This window comes from Nonomuraea sp. 10N515B, from assembly GCF_052245915.1.
Taxonomy (GTDB): domain Bacteria; phylum Actinomycetota; class Actinomycetes; order Streptosporangiales; family Streptosporangiaceae; genus Nonomuraea.
Window position 1 is genome coordinate 13,271 of record NZ_JBQQBQ010000013.1, and the last position, 18,294, is coordinate 31,564.

An 18,294-nucleotide genomic window follows, 5' to 3' on the forward strand; every position below is an offset into this window, starting at 1 on the left:
ACGGTCGCGAGCCCGCGAGTGGGACGGCACCCCACCACAGGCCGGATGGCAAGATAAGCAAATGCCACGGCCCCTAGACGCGCTTCCCAAGGCCCATCTCCACCTGCACTTCACCGGTTCGATGCGGCACACCACGCTGATCGAGCTGGCAAGGGAGCAGGGGCTGCATCTGCCCGACGCGCTGGAGGAGGACTGGCCGCCGAAGTTGCGGGCCACCGACGAGCGCGGCTGGTTCAGGTTCCAGCGGCTGTACGACATCGCCAGGTCCGTGCTGAGCCGGCCCGAGCACGTCTACAGGCTGCTGCGCGAGACGGCCGAGGACGAGGCGGCGGCCGGCTCGCGCTGGCTGGAGATCCAGGTCGACCCGTCGGGCTACGCCCAGCGTTTCGGCGGCCTGACCGCCACGCTGGAGCTAGTGCTCGACGCGGCGCGGCAGGCGGCCGAGCACGCCCGGATCGGGATCGCGGTGGTCGTGGCGGCGAACAGGACCAGGCATCCGCTCGACGCGAACACGCTGGCCAGGCTGGCCACGCAATACGTCGGCAAGGGCGTGGTCGGGTTCGGGCTGTCCAACGACGAGCGCAGGGGCGCGGCCAGGGACTTCGAGCGGGCGTTCAGGATCGCCAAGCGGGGCGGGCTGCTGTCCGTGCCCCACGGGGGCGAGCTGATGGGGCCGCGCAGCGTGGCGCAGTGCGTGGACGACCTGGCAGCGGACCGGGTCGGGCATGGTGTGCGGGCGGCCGAGGACGAGTGGCTGATGCACCGGCTCGCCGACCGGCAGATCTGCTGCGAGATCTGCCCGACCTCCAACGTCGGGCTGGGGGTTTCCGAGCAGGCGGCCGACGTGCCGGTGCGGCGGCTGTTCGACGCGGGCGTGCCGCTCGCGCTGGGGTCCGACGACCCGCTGCTGTTCGGTGCGCGGCTGCTGCCGCAATACGAGCTGGCCAGGGACGTCTACGGCTTCAGCGACGCCGAGATCGCCGAGCTGGCGCGGCAGTCCGTACGCTCGTCGGCGGCTCCGGAGTCCGTGCGCAAGGAGCTGCTCAAGGGTGTGGACGACTGGCTGACCGGATCACTGGAGTGACTCGGCGATCGTGATGGCCTCCTCCTTGGTCCGTACGCCCTCCAGGCGGTAGTTGATCGTGTCCTGGCTCCAGATGAGCGTGGCGGCGGCCTGGCGCAGCGGCACCTGTGTGCCGTCCTGGCGCGCGATGTAGCCGAGCGGGTGCTCACCCTCGAGCCAGAACGCCTGGTAGGGGCCCACTTTCACGAAGTCGGGGTACGGCGGGCCGGCCTTCTTGAAGAAGATGGGGTCGACGGCGCCGTCGAACTGGTCGAGCCGGATGCCGCCCGGCCAGAACAGCGACACCACCCTGCCGTTGTCGGCAACCGACGCGCTCTGCGGCGGGCCGAGCCTGGCGGGGATCTTGACCTCGAACCTGGCCAGGCTCCGCACCCCGGACGGGGGCACGGTGCGCTCGCCGGGCAGGGACGCCGTGGTGGTGACCGGCGGGGGTGTGCTCTCGCCGATCTCCAGCTCCACCCCGGCGAACCGCAGGATCCTCGCCACCGCGGCCCGGCCCTGGGGGGTGGCGGCCGTGATGGCGATGACCACGACGACCACCGCTGCCACGATCGTCCACCTCGCCCGCCTGCCGCGCCGCGCCGGCCGCCCACCGTCCCGCCGCCCCGGCGGCCGCGATCGAGCCGGCCTGACGGGGCCGACATAGGGACCGTGCGCCGGATCGGGCCCTTCCCCGGACTCGCCACCCGCCCCGGCGTCGGCGTCGGCGTCGGCGTCGGCGTCGGCGTCGGGATCGGGATCGGCGTCGGAAGACGAGGCGGGGTCGGGGGGCTGAGGGGTGGATTCGAGGCGGGCGCGAACGGCTGCCGCCACATCGGTGGGAGGCGGCGCGGGCACGTCGATGAGATCGCCGAGCGCCAGCAGCTCCGCCTGCAGCTCATCGAGAGGCTCGTCGAAGGGCTCACGCGAACTCATTGCCCACCTCCTCCCTCAACCGGGCCAGCCCACGGTGGGTGCTGGACTTGACGGTGCCGACCGGCCAGTCGAGCACCTGCGCCGTCTCCGCCTCGCTCAGCTGTAAGAAGTACCGGCAGACGACGGCCTGGCGTTCCCGCTCGGGCAGTCCCCGTACCGCCGCCAGCAGGCGAGAACGCCGGTCGGTGGCCACGGCCGCACCCTCGGGATCGTCGGGAGCCGTGACGTCGGCGGTAGCGCCGAGCCGGAGCGCCAGCTCGTTCCGCCGCCCCCGCGACCGGGTCAGGTTGTGCGTCTCGTTGGCCACGATGCGCAGCAGCCACGGCCGGAACGGCGCCTCCCGGCGGAAGCTCGCCAAATGCCGAAACGCCTTGACGAAAGCCTCCTGTACCACGTCCTCGGCCTCGTCCCCCGCACCCAGCATGTACGCGGTACGGTGGGCGAGCGCGCTGTAGCGGGCGACCAGCGCCTCATAGGCCGCTAAGTCACCCTCCAGCGAGCGCGCGATCGCCTCGTCGTCGTCCATGGCGAGTCAGATTCCACCGCATGGAGGGGTCCGCGGGGAAGGGCGTTTCGCAGATCGCGTGACCCCCACCGCCGACAGGGGCATTAGACTCGGGCAATCCGTGTGCCCCCTAGAAGGAACGGGACTATGTCTTCTGGGTATGACCGTGTAGTACAACCGGCGGCCGGTGACGAGGCCCTGGAGAACCACCTAGGTGGGGACGAGGCCAAGAACTATCGGCAGTACGAGTTCGACATGGTCGCCCCGCATGTCGGCCGCTCCATGCTGGAGATCGGCTCGGGGCTGGGCCACTTCGCCGAGCAGTTCCTGCCGCGCCTCGACCGGCTGGTCGTGAGCGACTTCGACCCCTACTGCGTCGAGCAGTTGAAGAAGCGCTTCGAGGGCCGCGACGAGATCGACGTCCTGCAGTTCGGGCTGCCGACCGACATCCCGCTCGAGGACAAGGTCGACACCGTCGTCATGATGAACGTGCTGGAGCACATCGAGGACGACGCCGGGGCCCTGCGCTCGCTGGCCCGGGTCACGCTGCCCGGCGGCCGGATCATCATCTGGGTGCCCGGCTACATGCAGCTTTATGGAGACTTCGACCGCAAGGTGGGCCACGTTCAGCGTTACACGCCCAAGACGCTGGCCTCGGCGGTCGCCAAGGCGGGCCTGGACGTCGAGGTGCTCAAGCCGATCAACTTCCTGGGCGGCATCGCCTGGTGGGCGGCGGTGCGCCGGGGCGGCGTGGGCTACCCGGACCCGCGGCTGGTCAAGATCTACGACCGGACGGTGGTCCCGCTGACCCGCCTGATCGAGCGGTTCGTCCGTCCGCCGTTCGGCCAGACGGTGTTCTGCGTGGCCCGAGTGCCGCAGAAGTAAATCCCAGGGGAAGACTCCCCCTGGGCTTCACTTGATGGAGCCGGCGGTCAGCCCGCCCACCACCTTCCGCTCGATCAGCGCGAACAGGATGATCACCGGGATGGTGGCGATCACAGAGCCGGCGAACAGGTTCTGCCAGTCCACCTGGTATTGCCCGATGAACGAGTTGAGCGCCACGGTCAGGGGCTGGTTCGCGGGCGTCGTGGTCAGGGTCAGCGCGACGACGAACTCGTTCCACGCCGCGATGAACGTGAAGATCAGCGCGGTGATGACGCCCGGCATGGCCAGCGGCAACGTAATCCTGAACAACGCGCCGAAACGCCCGTTCCCGTCGATGAACGCGGCCTCCTCCAGCTCGCGCGGGATCGAGGCGAAGTACGCGTTCAGGATCCACACCGCGAACGCCAGGTTGAACCCGCCGTTGACCAGGATCAGCGACCAGACCGAGTCCACCAGCCCGAACTGGAAGAACTCGCGGTAGATGCCGACCAGCATGGCCGTGGGCTGGAACATCTGGGTGATCAGCACCAGGATCAGGAACGCCGTGCGCCCTCTGAAGCGGTGCCTGGCCGTGTAGTACGCCGCCGGCAACGCCACCAGCAGCACGAGGATCGTCGACCCGGCGGCCACCTTGATCGTGACCCAGAGGTTCCCGGCCAGCCCGCTGGTCCAGAAGTTGGTGAGGTTGGACCACACCCACTCATCGGGCCAGAACGTCACATCCCGCAGCGAGTCCTGTGCCCGAAGCGAGGTGAGCAGCATCACCACGTACGGGAACAGGAAAATGAACGCGATGACGTACGCGCTCGCCGCCACGATCACGGTCTTGAGCCGGGGCATGCCGCGTGCCGCGGTGCGCCGGGGCCGGGCGTGGTGGTGCGGACTGGCCTGCCGCTGGATCGTGTTGACGGCCATCACGCCACCTCCTTGTTCCACCGGGACACCCGAAGGAAGATCACGGTCAGCACGATCACCATGCCGAAGTTGACGACGGACATGGCGGCCGACTCGCCGATGTCGGAGCCCTTGAGGATGAACATGAGGATCGTCGAAGTGGCCGTCGAGTAGCCGGGCTGCCCGTGCGTCATCGCCCAGATGATCGGGAAGCTGTTGAAGACGTTCATCACGTTGATCAATGCCGCCACGGTGAGCGCGGGACGCAGCAGCGGCAGCGTGATCGACCAGTACGTACGCAACCGCCCGGCCCCGTCCATCCTGGCCGCCTCGTAGACGTCGGAGGGAATCGTCGCCAGCCCGGCCAGCAACGCGTACGTGGTGAACGGCACCGACACGAAGACCGCCACGAAGATCAGCCACGGCATCGCCGTGGAGGCGTCGCCGAGCTGGTCGGCCGATGCCCCGCCCATGGCGTCGATGAGCCCGAGCTTCAACCGGATCTGGTTGATCACGCCGACCTCGGGGTCGAGCATCCACTTGAAGATGATCGCCGTCATCAGCACCGAGGCCGCCCAAGGCGCGATCAGCGCCCAGCGTGCGATCTTGCGACCGGGGAAGCGCTGGTTGAACAGCTGGGCCAGGGCCAGCGAGATCAGCACGGTGAGCGCGACGACCGCGACCACCCAGATCACGCTGCGGACCATGATGTCGGCGAAGTCCTTCTCACCGAACAACTTCTCGTAGTTGGCGAACCCGTTGCCGCCCTGGACCACGCCGAACCGGCTGATCTTGAGGAACGACGACCTGATCATCTCGATCACGGGCCAGAGCACGACGACCGCGATGAGCACCACGGCGGGCCCGACCCAGGCGATGGGCTCCAGGGCGCGCAACCTTCTCAATGCAAAGCCTTCCGTGAAAGGGATGGCCCAGCGAGGAGACGCTGGGCCATCCGCCCCGATCAACCGGCCTCGGCGACCTTCTGGAGCTCACCGAGGACCTTGGCCGGGTCCTCCTTGACGGCTCCGCCGATGGTCTGCTTGATCGCCGGGTTCACCTCGGCCCACTTGGGGTCCTGGAACGGGTAGAAGCTGGCGTTGGGCAGCGCGTCCAGGAACGGCTTGAGCTTCTCGTCACTCGACAGCTTCTGGATGCCGCCGTTGGTGACGGGCAGCAGCTTGTAGGTGTCGGAGATCTTCGTCGCGGCGTTGCCGGTGTAGAAGAAGTCGAAGAACTTCTTGATCTCCGCGGCGTGGCCGTTCTTGTTGAACGCCATGATCCAGTCCATGACGCCGAGCGTGGTGTCGAGAGGACCGGCCTTGCCGGGGATGGGCGCGACGCCGTAGTTCTTCAGCCCGGCCGCGTCGAAGATCGGGATGGACATGGGTCCGCCGTTGACCATGCCGACCTTGCCGGCGCCGAAGTCCTCCCAGACCGTCTTGCGGTCCTTGGTGCCCGGGTTGGGGGTGGTCAGGCCGGCGTCGACCAGGCCCTTCATGTACGTGAACGTCTCGACGTTCTGCGGCGAGTTGATCGACCACTTGCCGGAGGCGTCCTTGTAGCCGCCGCCGTTGCCGAGCATCCACAGGAACGACTCGGCCTGGGCCTCCTCCTGGCCGAGCGGCAGGCCGAACGGCTGCGTCACGCCGGCCGCCTTCAGCTTCTCGGCCGCGGCCTTGAGCTCGTCCCACGTCTTCGGCGGCTCGGCGATGCCGGCCTTGGTGAACAGGTCCTTGTTGTAGAACAGCGCGCGGGCGGAGGAGACGAACGGGATGCCGTACGCGGCCCCGTCCACCTTGCCGAACTCGGCGAACTTCTGCAGCATGTCGCCGGAGACGTTCGGGGACAGGACCTCGTCCACCTTGTGGAGCAGGCCGTCCTTGACGAAGCCCGAGTAGTCGCCGGTCTGCAGGATGTCGGGCACCTGGCCGTTCTGGACCATGGTGGCGACCTGCTTGTCGATGTCGTTCCAGTTGATGACCTGGACCTCGACCTTGATGTTCGGGTTCGCGGCCTGGAACTCGTCCACGACGCCCTTCCAGAACGTCTCACCCGAGTTCGGCTTGCCGGGTCCGTCGCCGTAGTCCGCGGCGACCATCTTGAGCGTGACCTGACCGCCGCCCGATGCCTGGGTGCCGCCGCCGTCGCCGGAGCTGCCGGAGCCGCAGCTGGACAGGACCAGCATCGTGGCAAGGCCGAGAGCGGCGCCGCCCACAAGCTTCATGTTCACTGGAGATACCGCCTTCTCGTCGGACGGGTGACGCTGGTCCGTACCAGCTACCGGACCCCGCCCTGGGGGGATGGGCACGCGCGACGCGCGTTTGCGCCAGAGTAAGCCAGCGTTCAGGAGCCGGTCTATACCGGCTTGTCTCGATTTGAAAACACTCTTACCAGTAAGTGCTCACAACCGGTCTAGACCGGACGTCAGAGGATCTTCCTCCGGACGTTCTCCCCGCCCTCCGGCGCGCCGATCCACGGCCCCTCGATGGACGGGTCGAGGATGCCTTCCTCGACGAAGCCGTAGCGGCCTTCCAGCACATACCCGGCCAGCCGCGCGTCGTGGGCGTCGCTGTTGTCCCAGAGCCGGTCGAACAACGCATCCACGCGGCGTCGCGCCTGGTGGCAGAAGGTGTCGGCCAGCTCGTACGGCCTGCGCCCCAGATCCTTGGCGTCCTCCTCGGCCTTGACGCAGGCGGCGGTCATGGCGAACAGCTCGGCCCCGATGTCCACGATCCTGCCCAGGAAGGACTGCTTGTGCTCCAGCCTGCCCTGCCAGCGGGACATGCCGTAGAAGGTGGACCGGGCCAGTTTCCTACTGGTCCGCTCCACGAAACGCAGGTGCGCGGCCAGCGGGCCGAAGTCGGCGTACGCGGTGGGCAGGTTGCCGGTGCCGGCGACCAGCGTGGGCAGCCACTTGGCATAGAAGCGGCTGGCCCGCTTGAGCGCCTGCGTGCGTTCCTGGCGGGACGCCTCGGGGTTGATCAGCTCCCCGGCCGCCGACAGGTGCGCGTCCACCGCCTCCCTGGTGATCATCAGCCGCATGATCTCGGAGGAGCCCTCGAAGATGCGGTTGATGCGCGAGTCACGGAGCATCTGCTCGGCGGGCACGCCGCGCTCGCCGCGGGCGGCCAGCGACTCGGCGGTCTCGTAGCCGCGCCCGCCCCTGATCTGGACCAGTTCGTCGAGCGCCTGGTACGACATCTCCGTCGCGTAGAGCTTGCCCAGCGCGGCCTCGATCCTGATGTCATTGCGCTTGTCGTCGGCCAGGCGGCTGGTGAGCTCCATGACCGCTTCCAGCGCGTACGCGGTGGCCGCGATGAAGGCGATCTTCGTGGCCACGGCCTCGTGCGTGCCGATCTTGTGTCCCCATTGCACGCGCGCGTTGCCCCACTCGCGGGCGATCTTCAGCGCCCACTTGGCGTTCCCCGCACACGTGGCGGGCAGCGACAGGCGGCCGGTGTTCAGCGTGGTGAGCGCGATCCGCAGCCCATCTCCCTCACGCCCGATCAGGTTCTTCGCGGGCACTCTCACCTGGGCGAACTCGGTGACACCGTTCTCGATCCCGCGCAGCCCCATGAAACCGTTGCGCCGTTTGACGGTGATGCCCGGCGAGTCGGCCTCGACCACGAACGCACTGATCTTCTTACCGGTCCTGGCCATGACCACGAGCAGGTCGGCGACGACGCCGTTGGTCGTCCACAACTTCACGCCGTCGAGCACGTAGTCGTCGCCGTCGCGGACAGCGGTCGTGGACAGGCGTGCCGGGTCGGAGCCGACGTCCGGCTCCGTCAGCAGGAAAGCCGAAATTTCGCCCGCCGCGCACCTTGGGAGGAATTCTCGCTTCTGTTCCTCCGTGCCGAACAACTTCAGCGGCTGCGGCACCCCGATCGACTGGTGCGCCGACAACAACGTCGCCAGTGCCGGGGAGTACGAGCCCACCAGCATGAGGGCCCGGCAGTAGTACAGGTACGGCAGGCCGAGCCCGCCGTACTCCTCGCCGATCGTGATCCCGAACGCACCGAGCCCGGCCAGCCCTTTCACGACCTCGTCGGGCACCTGCCCGGTCCGCTCGATGAGCGCAGGATCGACGTGCGCGTCGAGATAGCGGCGCACCGCGCGGACGAACTCCTCGCCGCGTTTGGTCGCCTCGTCGGGCAGCTTGGGCGCCGGATACACCAGATCCAGCCGGAAGTCGCCGAGGAACAACTGCTTGGCGAAACTCGGCAGGGCCCACTCCTTCTCGCGGGCCTGCTCGCCGACTGCCCTGGACTCCGCGTACTTGGCGTGCTCGGTCATAGCACCTCCCGACCTTGCGCCGTCCCGTGCATATGAGTAGTGCCCCGCCTAACGGCGCGCCTGTCGCCGTTTATATGCCCTTTTTCAGCGGACGGCGAGCACCGGCCGCCGGCACAACGGTCGCCACGAGCGCGAGGACGGCGGGAAACACCAGGTAGACGCCGCAGAATGTGAGCGATGCGACCGACATCAAAGCACCGATCACAGCTGTGTTCCGATGCCGGCCCGCAGGCAACATGCGCACCGCGGCCACCACGCCCGCCGCCGTGACGGCGGCCAAGCACGCTGAGGTGGCCCGCATCAGCAGGTCCAGATCCACCGCCCACACCAGCACGGGCAGGCACAGCACGGCCAGCAATCCCAGGCTCCGGTACGGCGTGCCTCCAGGCTCCCCACCCTTGGCGAACCACCCGGGTAGCGCTCCCTCCCTCGCCAGGGCCGCCCCGAGCCGCGCGGCCCCGGCGATGTAGGTGTTGACCGCCCCGAACGTCAGCAGCACGGCCACCACCCCGGTCACGGGCCGCGCCGCGGCACCGATGCCCAGCTCCAACATCGCGGTCAGCGGCACCTCGGTCATGTCCGCGCCCAGGACGGCCACGGAGGAGACCGACACCCCCAGGTAGAGGACGGCGATCACGGCGAGCGTCACCACCGTGGCCCTGACCAGGCCGTTCGTCCGATCGGCGAACTCAGCCGACAGGTGGCTGGCCGCCTCCCAGCCGACGAAGGCGAACATGAGCACGCCGGCCGCCCCGGCCACGCCCGCGAAGCCGTACGGGGCGAAGGGGGTGAAGTTGGCCGGGTCGGCGTGCGGAGCCGCGCTGATCACGGCGGCGGCCAGCAGCGCGACGAGGAGTACGACGAAGGCGATCTGGAGACGCCCGGAGGTCCGGAGGCCCGCCGCGTTGGCCGCGAAGGCGGCGATCATGATGAGCCAGGCGGCCAGGGTGCCGTCCACGCCGAAGCACGCCTCGACGTACTGGCCGCCGACAAGCGCGCCCGCGACGGTGCCGATGGGGACGGCGCCGAAGAACCACCAGCCGGCCACGGCGGAGGCGCGCCGGCCGAACGCGAGCCCGACGAAGCTCGCCACTCCGCCACCGTCCGGGTACCGCGCGCCGAGCGCGGCGAAGGTCAGCGCGACCGGGACGCTCAGCACCAGCAACCCGGCCCAGGCCAGCACGGAGGCGGGCCCCGCGGCGGCGGCCGCCAGATGCGGCAGCACCAGCATCCCCGGCCCCAGCACCGCCCCGACCAGCAGCGCCATGCCTTGTCCGGTGGTCATCCGTCGTGTCATAACCCATGAAATTACTCATCTGAGCGAGATAGGCCGCTGCCCACCGAACGTACGACCGGACGGAGATGCGAATATCCCTCCATGGATGAACTTGATTCGGCCATTGTGCGGTTGCTCCAAACGGATGCTCGGCAGTCCAACAGGGAGCTGGCGCGACAACTCGGCATCGCGCCCTCGACCTGTCTGGAACGGGTCAGGTCGCTCACCCGGCGCGGCGTCATCCGCGGCTACCACGCCGACATCGACCCGGCCGCGCTCAACCGCGGCGTGCAGGCCATGGTCTCGGTCCAGGTGCGGCCGCTCAGCCGGGCGGTGATCAACGCGTTCAAGTCGTCGGCCGCCGAGATGCCCGAGGTGCTCAGCGTGTTCGTGCTCGCGGGCGGGGACGACTTCCTGCTGCACGTGGCCGTCCAGGACCTGGATCATCTGCACGCGTTCCTGCTGGACAAGCTGAGCAAACGCAAGGAGATCGTCGGCTTCCGCACCTCGGTGGTCTTCCAGCAGGTCCAGAAGGCCGTCCCGACCCGCCTGCCGCCAGCCGGCGAGACCTGACTTTCGTCAGGGGCCGTCCTGGACGATCGGTGGATCCGGAGAGGGGCCGCCCCCTTCTAGGTTTTCTCGGGTGAAATCCCTCCTGATCGCCCTGTACGCGGCCACGGCCGTCGCCGCCCCGACACCCACGATGACCCCGGCCGCCATCGACACCTACATGCGTGACGCGCTGGAGGCCACCGGTCTCCCAGGTGTGTCCGTGGTCGTCACGCACGGCGGCAACGTCGTCCATGCGGCCGGCTACGGCCACGACTCACAGGGCCGCGCGGTCACCGCGAACACACCGATGCGCGTAGCCTCGGTGAGCAAGTCGTTCACCGCGATGGCGGTCATGACGCTCGTGGAGCGCGGCAAGATCAAGCTGGACGAGCCGGTGGCCGCCCAGCTCCCGGGCTTCAGGATGACCGACCCGCGCGCGGCCCGGATCACCGTGAGGCACCTGCTGAACCAGACCTCCGGCTTGTCGGACACCACGATCGACATCCGAGAGCTGGACAGCTCCACCTCTCTCGCCGATTACACCGCTCGCCTGGCCGACGACGGGCTACGTGCCGACCCCGGCACACGTTGGGAGTACTGCAACGTCAACTACAACCTTGCTGCCCGGCTGGTCGAGGCCGCCAGCGGCCAGGGCTTCGGCGACTATTTGCGCGAAAGGGTCTTCGGCCCGCTGGGCATGAAATCCAGCGCCGTCAGCGACCAGATCGTCAAGCCCGCCGACGGCCACAACTCGATCTTCGGCGCCTGGCTCCCCCGCCCTGAGCTTCCTGCCTTCCTCAGCGACAGCGGCTCAGGAGGTGTCATCACCACGGCCGCCGACATGGGCAAATGGCTGATCGCCCAGTCCGGGAACGGCAACCCCCTCGTCAAGCGGCAGAGCCTGGAGACCATGCACACGCCCACCGCCCTCCGGGACTACGGCATGGGCTGGGGCGTGGACGACGAGACTGAGCTACTCACGCATTCCGGGAACCTGTTCACCTACACCGCTGTGGAGGCCATCTCTCCCAGGACCGGCTACGGCATCGCCGTCATGACCAACAGCGCCGCACTGCAAGACGACGCCTACACCATCATGCTCGGGCTCGCGGCCATGAGCGAAGGCCGCAGCCCGGAGCCGCCCGGGGGCGACCGGCAGCTGTTCGAGCTGATCCTGGCCGTCATCGCGCTGGCTGCGATCGGTCTCGCAGCCGTGGGCGTGGTGCGGGCCCGGCGCTGGGCCGCCCGGCGGACGGGCAGGGCGCAGTGGCGGACCGGGCTGCGCCTGGTGCCCGCTCTCCTGCCCGCGGCGATGCTGGCCGCGTATCCGGACCTGCTCTCGTTCCTGATGAACGGGCGCACGGTCACCTGGGCGCAGCTCACGTACTTCCCCGCGCCGATGTCGATCACGTTGCTCGTGACGGCGCTCGCAGGCGTGCTTGTAGCCGCCGTCAGGATTTGTGTACTGCGCTGGGGCGGACCTCGTCGGTCGTCGTCAGCTGCCGACCCGCTTCGAGCACCGGTTCGCGGCCGGAATTAATTCGGTTGCGGCGGGTTCCGGATGCCCCGTACCTTCATGGGCATGCGCCTTTACCTGTAATTCGCAGCTTCAGTCCGTCCCGTCCGTCCATCCAGACGCGGCAGCTGAGCATGTCGACCGGCCTTCGTTCGCGAGTGAGCCGCGTCATGAATTACGTAAAGGAGCCTCTTATGCGAGTTCGCGCAGCCAAGAAGGGCAAGAAGACCCCGGCCTTCCCCGGCCGGGAGATGCCGCCCTTGCCCCGGCAGATGCCCCGGATGCCGCAGCGTCCGATCGCGCCGCCCCGGCGCATCCCGCCCAAGGGCCGCTGAGACTACTACCAGGATGGGTAGTTAGGGCGAGCGCCGCCTCCCTCGTTACGCCCGGAGGCGGCGCTCGCAACCCGTTACAACCTTTCGATGATCGTGACGTTGGCCTGGCCGCCGCCCTCGCACATCGTCTGCAGCCCGTAGCGACCGCCCGTGCGCTCCAGCTCGTGCAGGAGCTTGGTCATGAGGATCGCTCCCGTGCCCCCAAGCGGGTGGCCCAGCGCGATGGCGCCGCCGTTGGGGTTGACCTTGGCGGGGTCGGCGCCGAGCTCGTGCGTCCAGGCCAGCGGCACCGGTGCGAACGCCTCGTTGATCTCCACGACGTCGATGTCGTCGATCGACAGGCCGGCCTTCTGCAGGGCCCGCCGCGTGGCGGGGATCGGCGCGGTCAGCATGTAGACGGGGTCGTCACCCATGAGCGCGAGCTGGTGGATGCGGGCGCGGGGCGTCAGCCCGTGGTCCTTGACGGCCTGCTCGGAGGCGATCAGAAGCGCGCCGGAGCCGTCGGAGATCTGCGAGGAGGTGGCGGCGGTGATCTGGCCGCCCTCCTTCAGCGTCTTCAGCGAGGCCATCTTCTCCAGCGTCGTGTCCGCGCGCGGGCCCTCGTCGTCCTCGACGCCGTTGACGGGCTCGATCTGGTCCTTGAAGTGGCCGTTCGCGATCGCCTTGGCGGCCCGCTGGTGGGACTCGAGCGCGTACTGCTCCAGCATCTCTCGCGTGTAGCCCCACTTCTCGCACATCAGCTCCGCGCCGCGGAACTGCGAGATCTCCTGCTTCCCATACCGCTCGACCCATTTCTCGCCGAACGGGAACGGCATGCCTTTCTCCAGGGCGGCCGTGATCGAGGAACCCATGGGGACGATGCTCATCGACTCGACACCGCTGGCCACGACCAGATCCTGGGTGCCGGACATGACGCCCTGGGCGGCGAAGTGGATCGACTGCTGCGAGGACCCGCACTGCCGGTCGATCGTGACGCCTGCGGTGGTCTCCGGCAGCCCTGCCGACAACCAGGCGTTGCGAGCGATGTCCATGCTCTGGGGGCCGAACTGCATGACGCACCCCATGATGACGTCCTCGACCGCCACCGGATCGACGCCGGTGCGGTCGATCAGCGCCTTCAGCGTGTGAGCGGCCAGGTCAGTGGGGTGGACGGTGGAAAGGCCGCCCTTCTTCTTGCCGACCGGGGTGCGGACCGCCCCGACGATGTACGCCTCTGCCACGGTGCCTCCTGAGAACCGAGCATTATTCGGTTACTAAAGGCAGGGTACAACAGAATGACGTTCGGCCGCTGCTCACGCCGGCGGCAGAAGGTCCTCCGCCGCGTCCACCCGGAACCGCCACCGGTCCACGACCAGCCCGTTCAGTGCCTCGGACAGCTCCAGCGCCAGCGTCCCCAGCTTGACCTGCTCGTCGCCGCGCAGCTCGATCGCGGTCAGCTCGGTGGCGAAGGGCAGCAGCTCCTGCACGGCCGGAGGCTGGCCCTTCTGCGGGACCAGGACGGCCTTGATGTCGCCGGCGGTAAACGTGAACTCGTCGTCCTCCTGCGGCTCCAGCAGCGGCGCCAGCTCCTCGGCGGTCGGACGGACCGGGAGGATGACCGCGGGCCCCGTGTTCTCCTCATCGGACGGGTCGCTCACCTCACCCCGGCAGACCGCGAGCCCCTTGAGCCTGAACGCGATGCCCTCGGCCAGGTAGCGGTCGAAGAAGTCCAGCGGCAAAGGCCCTTCGGCGGCAACCCGCACCGCCCAGACCTTCTCCAGCTCACCGCCCGCCAGGTCGGCGTCCGCCTCCACGGCAGCGCTCACTCGGACGTCGGTGGCCACGATGTCGTCGCCGTCCTTCCTGGCCCCTGGGTCGGCGAGCTGGACGATGCGCAGCAGCTCGGCCGGATCAGGTTTGGCCGGCAGCGCCGCCGTGGGACCAGTACGCAGTCTCCGCTTCGCCATCCAGCCCATGCCCGCCTCCGCGCTCAGCTTCGATAGGAGCTTGTCATCGTCGCGTAGACGATGATGTTGTCGGTGTAGTGCCCGGTACGCCGATCGTAGGTCCCGCCGCAGGTGATCAGATGGAGCTGGGCGTTGTCCTGCGGCCCGTAGACCCGCTGGGTCGGGAACGTCTTCTTGTTCGCCTGCTCCACGCCGCCGACGGTGAAGACCGCCGTGGTCCTGTCCTGGCGCTTGACCTCGATGATGTCACCGTTCTTGATCTGGAACAACGCGCTGAACACCGCACTGCGCGTCCTGGTGTCCTTGTGTCCGAGCAGCACGGCGGGACCCGCCTCGCCCGGGGTGGACATGTTCCGATACCAGCCCACCAGGTTGGGGTTGTCCGGCGGCGGCACCTGGATCGTGCCGTCCTTGGCCAGGCCGACGGACCTGATCGGCGCGTTGATCCCCAGACGCTTGACCACGATCCGGACAGGGGTGGACGGCATCATCGGCGGCGCCGGGTTGATCTGCGGCAGCGGCGGCGGCACGTCGGGCGCCGCCTGGAACAGCGCCTGCTCCGGCTTGCCGCTCTGGTTCGGCTGCGACGGCAGCGCCAGGCTGTCCCTGTTGTTCGACGCGAGGCCGTACTCGTCCGGGGAACGCAGCACGATCAGCAGCCCGGCCACCACGGTCGCGACGCCGGCGATGGCGGCCACGATCAGCGCGGTCCTGAGCGCCGTGCTGCCCTTGTGCTCGGGTGGAGGCGGCGGTGCCGCCCCGCCGCCACCGTACGGGTAGTAGCCGGACACTTCGGTCAGCCCCGGGTGGCGTTACGGCGACGTATGAACAGCCCACCCACCGTCGCGGCCGCGATCAGCGCGGTGCCGGTCAGGATAAACATCCGCCCATCAGGCCCCATCTCGCCACCGGCCCCGGTGTCCGCCCCTTCCTTGGGGGTCTTGGACTTTTCGGTCTTCTCGGGCGGGGTGACGGTCACCGTCGCGGTGCTGGTCTTGGTGGGCTTGGGGGTGCTCGAGGTCGGCGGGGTCGTGGTCGGCGTGTTCGAGGTGGTCGGGGTATTCGTGCCGGTGGCGGTGCTGCCGGTGCCGACGACCAAGGTGGCGGCGGGTCCGGCACCGGAGGCGGTCGGCTGGCAGTTGTAGTTACTGCCGTTGACCTGGAGAGCGAAGCCCTCGCCCTTGAAAACGACCGTCCCGCTCGCGGTCGGCGTGACCACCATGGTCATCGTGGGGATCGGCAACGCACCGCCCTGCGTGATGGCCGTCGCGGGTGCGGCGCTACCGGTCGCCGTAATCTGCGCCGAAGCCACCGGTGACCCGCTAGGGCTGACGGTTCCCGCCACCGTCACGGTGCTGCTCGGACTGATCGCAGCAGCCGCCGCCAAAGGGCTGGTCGACGGCTGGATGATCTCCCATGTGAGGGTCGCCGTGGAGCTGGGGCTGGGCTGCGAGGCCGGCGTCTTCACTTCCATGGAGAAGGTGACGTTCGCGGAGGCACCGCCACTCGTGCACGAGTAGACCACGGGCACCGGGGCGGCGATAGCAGCCATCACCGGTAGCCCACCGAAGATCCCTGCGCCTAGGACGGCCATAGCGGATGTCTTGAGGGCGAGGCGGCGCCTCGCCTTGGACGTCTGCACTTCCATCTCCATTCAGCGCAGTATCAACAGTCGTGCCAGAATCCCAGCCGTTTGTCACGGTTAGGTTGAGATCCTACGAACTGTCCCTGTCAACTTCCGGTAAACCGCCAAATCGGCCACAGCTACCTCGGTCACCCCTTCTTCTTGGACAACGTCGCGTACACGATGATGTTGTCCTGGTAGCTGTGCGCCCCCTTGTTGAAGACACCGCCACAGGTGACGAGCCTGAGCTGGGCCCCGCTGGTGTTGCCGTACACGCGCTTGGTCGGGAACGTCGACTTGCTCACCTGCTCGATGCCGCTCACCGTGTACCGCGTGACCTTGCCGTCCGACCGGTACACGTAGATGTGGTCACCCTTGGCCAACTCCGACAGCCGGGCGAAAACAGCGGGACCCTTGCGGGTGCTGACGTGACCGTTGATGATCGAGGGCCCGGCCTCGCCGGGGACCGGCGAGAAGCGGTACCAGCCGGTCTGGTTCTGCTTGGTCAGCGGCGGGGTGCCGAGGTTGCCCTTGATGTCCACCGTGACCGGTCCCACCGGCGCGTTCACCTTGATCTTGGGAATCTTGATGCGAGCCGGCTTGGCCTTGGCCTTGGCGACCTTGGTCTTGGGCACCGGGATCGGAGCCACGGTCGGCACGGCGGCGAGCGGCGGCGGGGCGTCGAGGCGGGCCGGGGTGAGGCCGGACGGCCCGCCGGGGCCGACGGTCGGCGGCAGCACGAATGCGCCAGCGTTCTCGATCTGCACGGTGGACGGCTCGTCCATGGCCGCGACGCCCGGTCCGGAGCCGTCGTCCACCGCGGGCGCCAGCGAGAGCAGACCCACCATGACGGCGCCCACACCGGCCAGCGAGCCGGCGATGAGCAGGCCGGGCACCGCCTTGTTGAGCGGCGACTTCTGCTGCTGCTCGGTCATTACTTCACACCTCCGGCGTGCACGGCGCGGCGGCGCCACAACAGCAGGCCTCCGGCCGCACTGCCCATGATCATCGCGGATCCGCTCGCGATCAGTCCGTACGCTCCCGTGTCCGCGGGCGGATCGGGCGCCTCACCGGTCTCCACTCCGCCCTTGGGCGTCTTGGCCACCTGCGGTCTCACATACTTCGTCGCCGTCGGGGATACGGACGTCGTGGTGCTGGTGGTCGGCGTCGCGGTGCTCACCACCCCGGGGACGACGGCCACGATCGGGGGATGGATGTCCTGCGACGTGGGGTTCGGCGAGCCCGTCGTCGGGGAGACCGAGGGCGACGTGCCGTTGGTCGGGGACTGGCTGGTGGTGGGGCTGGTCGACGGCGTCGAGGTCGGGCTGGTCGGCGGCGTGCTGCTCGGACTGCCCCCGACGGTCACCACGATCGACCCGGGAGGGCTGGCGGGCGTGCACTTCGCGCTGTGGAAACCGGTCGGGTTCTGAGCCGTGGCGGTCGAGACCTCGAACGCGTCCAGCCACATCGGCTTGGCCGAACTGGTCGAGGCGTTCTCGACCTTGATGACGTGCTTGCCGTATTTCAGCGGCGTGGGCGACTCCCACAGCACTTTGCCGCCCTCAAGGTCATCATTGACCGGATCGTCGTTGGCGTCGCGCGAAGGATCGACCGTGGCCCGCTTGCTGCCGTCGATGTAGATGTTGACCGGTCCCGAGTCCTTGTCCGTAGGCCCGATGTACTTCACGCTCGTGCCGACGAAGGTCAACTCGGCGGAAGCGCCCAGCTGGGTGGTCTCGTGCAGGTCGTTGTGCACGTGGTGCTCGGAGGACGGGAGGTCGTCCCGCGGCACCCACGTGCCGTTGTAGACGATCATCATGTCGCTCGGATTGTCGGCATCGTCACCGTCGTTGATGACCACGCTGTTGTCCGGCGGGGTGAAGTCGAGGTCGATGTCCTTCGGGGTGATCCTGATGGTGCCCGTCCTGTTGATCAGGCCGGGGTCGTTCAGCATCGGAGGCAGGCCGAGGGGGGCGTCCGGGCGCAGTTCCTTCTCAGGCTCGGCACTGCCCCTGGGCTGAAGGATGCCCTGCCAGTCGCTCTTGAGCTCGAGGTTGCCGATGGCATGCACCTGTCCGCCAGGTCCGAAGTAGCCAGGCGACTGGAACGTGCTGCCGTCGCCGGTGTACTCCAGCTTCCAGGAGTAGTTGAGCGGGCCGCCGACCACGAGATCCGTCTCGAAGGTGAGGTAGGTGGTCAGCTTCACCGGACCGTTCCGAACAATGCTGCTCGTACCGGTCTCCGTACAGATGTACTCGACCTCAAGATCGGCCGGCGCCGCCGATGCGGGCAGGTTGGGCAGCACCACTACGCCTAACGCCGCCAGGGAACCGACCGATGCGGCGATCCACGCCTTGCGCCACCGACTCACGGAAGACTCCGATCACCCACGTAATAGACCGAGGGTAGATCTTAGGGGCGAAAACACCCGCAACACATGCCAAATGAAGCCTCTTCCAGCAC

General features: G+C 68.3%; 19 protein-coding genes. 6 read left to right on the forward strand and 13 right to left on the reverse strand.

Features of this window, described 5'->3' with window-relative positions; all coding sequences use genetic code 11:
- Window positions 1-61 precede the first annotated feature (61 nt).
- A complete protein-coding gene (locus ACTWQA_RS20990) occupies window positions 62-1,084 on the forward strand; it encodes an adenosine deaminase (protein WP_443160851.1) in 1,023 nt (340 codons plus the stop codon).
- Here the strand turns inward: ACTWQA_RS20990 and ACTWQA_RS20995 are convergent.
- On the reverse strand, window positions 1,073-1,999 hold the full coding sequence (locus ACTWQA_RS20995) for a hypothetical protein (protein ID WP_443160852.1): 927 nt from the start codon (window positions 1,997-1,999) through the stop codon (window positions 1,073-1,075). The genes ACTWQA_RS20990 and ACTWQA_RS20995 overlap by 12 nt on opposite strands.
- Window positions 1,986-2,525 carry an RNA polymerase sigma factor gene (locus ACTWQA_RS21000; protein WP_443160853.1) on the reverse strand — a complete coding sequence of 180 codons (540 nt, stop codon included), beginning with the start codon at window positions 2,523-2,525 and terminating at the stop codon, window positions 1,986-1,988. Before ACTWQA_RS21000 ends, ACTWQA_RS20995 begins: the two co-directional genes overlap by 14 nt.
- Before the next feature lie 126 nt (window positions 2,526-2,651).
- Here ACTWQA_RS21000 and ACTWQA_RS21005 point away from each other — a divergent pair, with 126 nt between their 5' ends.
- On the forward strand, window positions 2,652-3,389 hold the full coding sequence (locus ACTWQA_RS21005) for a class I SAM-dependent methyltransferase (protein WP_305915084.1): 738 nt from the start codon (window positions 2,652-2,654) through the stop codon (window positions 3,387-3,389).
- Window positions 3,390-3,416: 27 nt separating this feature from the next.
- Here the strand turns inward: ACTWQA_RS21005 and ACTWQA_RS21010 are convergent, their stop codons facing one another.
- The 5 genes from ACTWQA_RS21010 to ACTWQA_RS21030 form a co-directional block, all read right to left on the reverse strand.
- Entirely contained in the window at window positions 3,417-4,304 is an 888-nt protein-coding gene (locus ACTWQA_RS21010) for a carbohydrate ABC transporter permease (protein ID WP_443160854.1), read from the reverse strand.
- Entirely contained in the window at window positions 4,304-5,188 is an 885-nt protein-coding gene (locus tag ACTWQA_RS21015; RefSeq protein WP_443160855.1) for a carbohydrate ABC transporter permease, read from the reverse strand. Before ACTWQA_RS21015 ends, ACTWQA_RS21010 begins: the two co-directional genes overlap by 1 nt.
- 59 nt (window positions 5,189-5,247) lie before the next feature.
- Window positions 5,248-6,510: an extracellular solute-binding protein gene (locus ACTWQA_RS21020; RefSeq protein ID WP_443161123.1), complete on the reverse strand. Its 1,263-nt coding sequence runs from the start codon at window positions 6,508-6,510 to the stop codon at window positions 5,248-5,250.
- A gap of 200 nt (window positions 6,511-6,710) precedes the next feature.
- Window positions 6,711-8,582, reverse strand: coding sequence for an acyl-CoA dehydrogenase family protein (locus ACTWQA_RS21025; protein ID WP_443160856.1), 1,872 nt, complete (start codon window positions 8,580-8,582; stop codon window positions 6,711-6,713).
- A 70-nt stretch (window positions 8,583-8,652) separates the two neighbouring features.
- Window positions 8,653-9,867, reverse strand: a complete 1,215-nt coding sequence (locus ACTWQA_RS21030) for an APC family permease (RefSeq protein WP_443160857.1) — start codon at window positions 9,865-9,867, stop codon at window positions 8,653-8,655.
- 93 nt (window positions 9,868-9,960) lie between these two features.
- Here ACTWQA_RS21030 and ACTWQA_RS21035 point away from each other — a divergent pair, with 93 nt between their 5' ends.
- The 3 genes from ACTWQA_RS21035 (at window position 9,961) to ACTWQA_RS21045 (ending at window position 12,261) form a co-directional block, all read left to right on the forward strand.
- Window positions 9,961-10,431, forward strand: coding sequence for an Lrp/AsnC family transcriptional regulator (locus tag ACTWQA_RS21035; RefSeq protein WP_443160858.1), 471 nt, complete (start codon window positions 9,961-9,963; stop codon window positions 10,429-10,431).
- Between the two features lie 70 nt (window positions 10,432-10,501).
- A complete protein-coding gene (locus ACTWQA_RS21040; RefSeq protein ID WP_443160859.1) occupies window positions 10,502-11,950 on the forward strand; it encodes a serine hydrolase domain-containing protein in 1,449 nt (482 codons plus the stop codon).
- A 170-nt stretch (window positions 11,951-12,120) separates the two neighbouring features.
- Window positions 12,121-12,261: a hypothetical protein gene (locus ACTWQA_RS21045; RefSeq protein ID WP_443160860.1), complete on the forward strand. Its 141-nt coding sequence runs from the start codon at window positions 12,121-12,123 to the stop codon at window positions 12,259-12,261.
- A gap of 74 nt (window positions 12,262-12,335) precedes the next feature.
- Here the strand turns inward: ACTWQA_RS21045 and ACTWQA_RS21050 are convergent, their stop codons facing one another.
- The 4 genes from ACTWQA_RS21050 to ACTWQA_RS21065 all read right to left on the reverse strand — a co-directional run bounded on the left by ACTWQA_RS21050 (window position 12,336) and on the right by ACTWQA_RS21065 (window position 15,435).
- Entirely contained in the window at window positions 12,336-13,481 is a 1,146-nt protein-coding gene (locus tag ACTWQA_RS21050; protein ID WP_443160861.1) for an acetyl-CoA C-acetyltransferase, read from the reverse strand.
- 72 nt (window positions 13,482-13,553) lie between these two features.
- Window positions 13,554-14,216 carry a hypothetical protein gene (locus ACTWQA_RS21055; protein ID WP_443160862.1) on the reverse strand — a complete coding sequence of 221 codons (663 nt, stop codon included), beginning with the start codon at window positions 14,214-14,216 and terminating at the stop codon, window positions 13,554-13,556.
- A gap of 14 nt (window positions 14,217-14,230) precedes the next feature.
- Window positions 14,231-14,998, reverse strand: coding sequence for a class F sortase (locus ACTWQA_RS21060; protein ID WP_443160863.1), 768 nt, complete (start codon window positions 14,996-14,998; stop codon window positions 14,231-14,233).
- A gap of 5 nt (window positions 14,999-15,003) precedes the next feature.
- Window positions 15,004-15,435 carry a hypothetical protein gene (locus ACTWQA_RS21065; RefSeq protein WP_443160864.1) on the reverse strand — a complete coding sequence of 144 codons (432 nt, stop codon included), beginning with the start codon at window positions 15,433-15,435 and terminating at the stop codon, window positions 15,004-15,006.
- Window position 15,436: 1 nt separating this feature from the next.
- On the opposite strand from ACTWQA_RS21065, the gene ACTWQA_RS21070 reads away from it, so the two are divergent.
- On the forward strand, window positions 15,437-15,727 hold the full coding sequence (locus ACTWQA_RS21070; RefSeq protein WP_443160865.1) for a hypothetical protein: 291 nt from the start codon (window positions 15,437-15,439) through the stop codon (window positions 15,725-15,727).
- Window positions 15,728-15,980: 253 nt separating this feature from the next.
- On the opposite strand, the gene ACTWQA_RS21075 is transcribed toward ACTWQA_RS21070, so the two are convergent.
- Both ACTWQA_RS21075 and ACTWQA_RS21080 read right to left on the reverse strand, forming a co-directional pair.
- Window positions 15,981-16,766 (reverse strand): class F sortase, encoded by a 786-nt coding sequence (locus ACTWQA_RS21075; protein WP_305915071.1) that lies wholly within the window; start codon window positions 16,764-16,766, stop codon window positions 15,981-15,983.
- Window positions 16,766-18,202 carry a hypothetical protein gene (locus tag ACTWQA_RS21080; RefSeq protein WP_443160866.1) on the reverse strand — a complete coding sequence of 479 codons (1,437 nt, stop codon included), beginning with the start codon at window positions 18,200-18,202 and terminating at the stop codon, window positions 16,766-16,768. The genes ACTWQA_RS21075 and ACTWQA_RS21080 overlap by 1 nt, the downstream gene beginning before the upstream one ends.
- Between the last annotated feature and the right edge of the window lie 92 nt (window positions 18,203-18,294).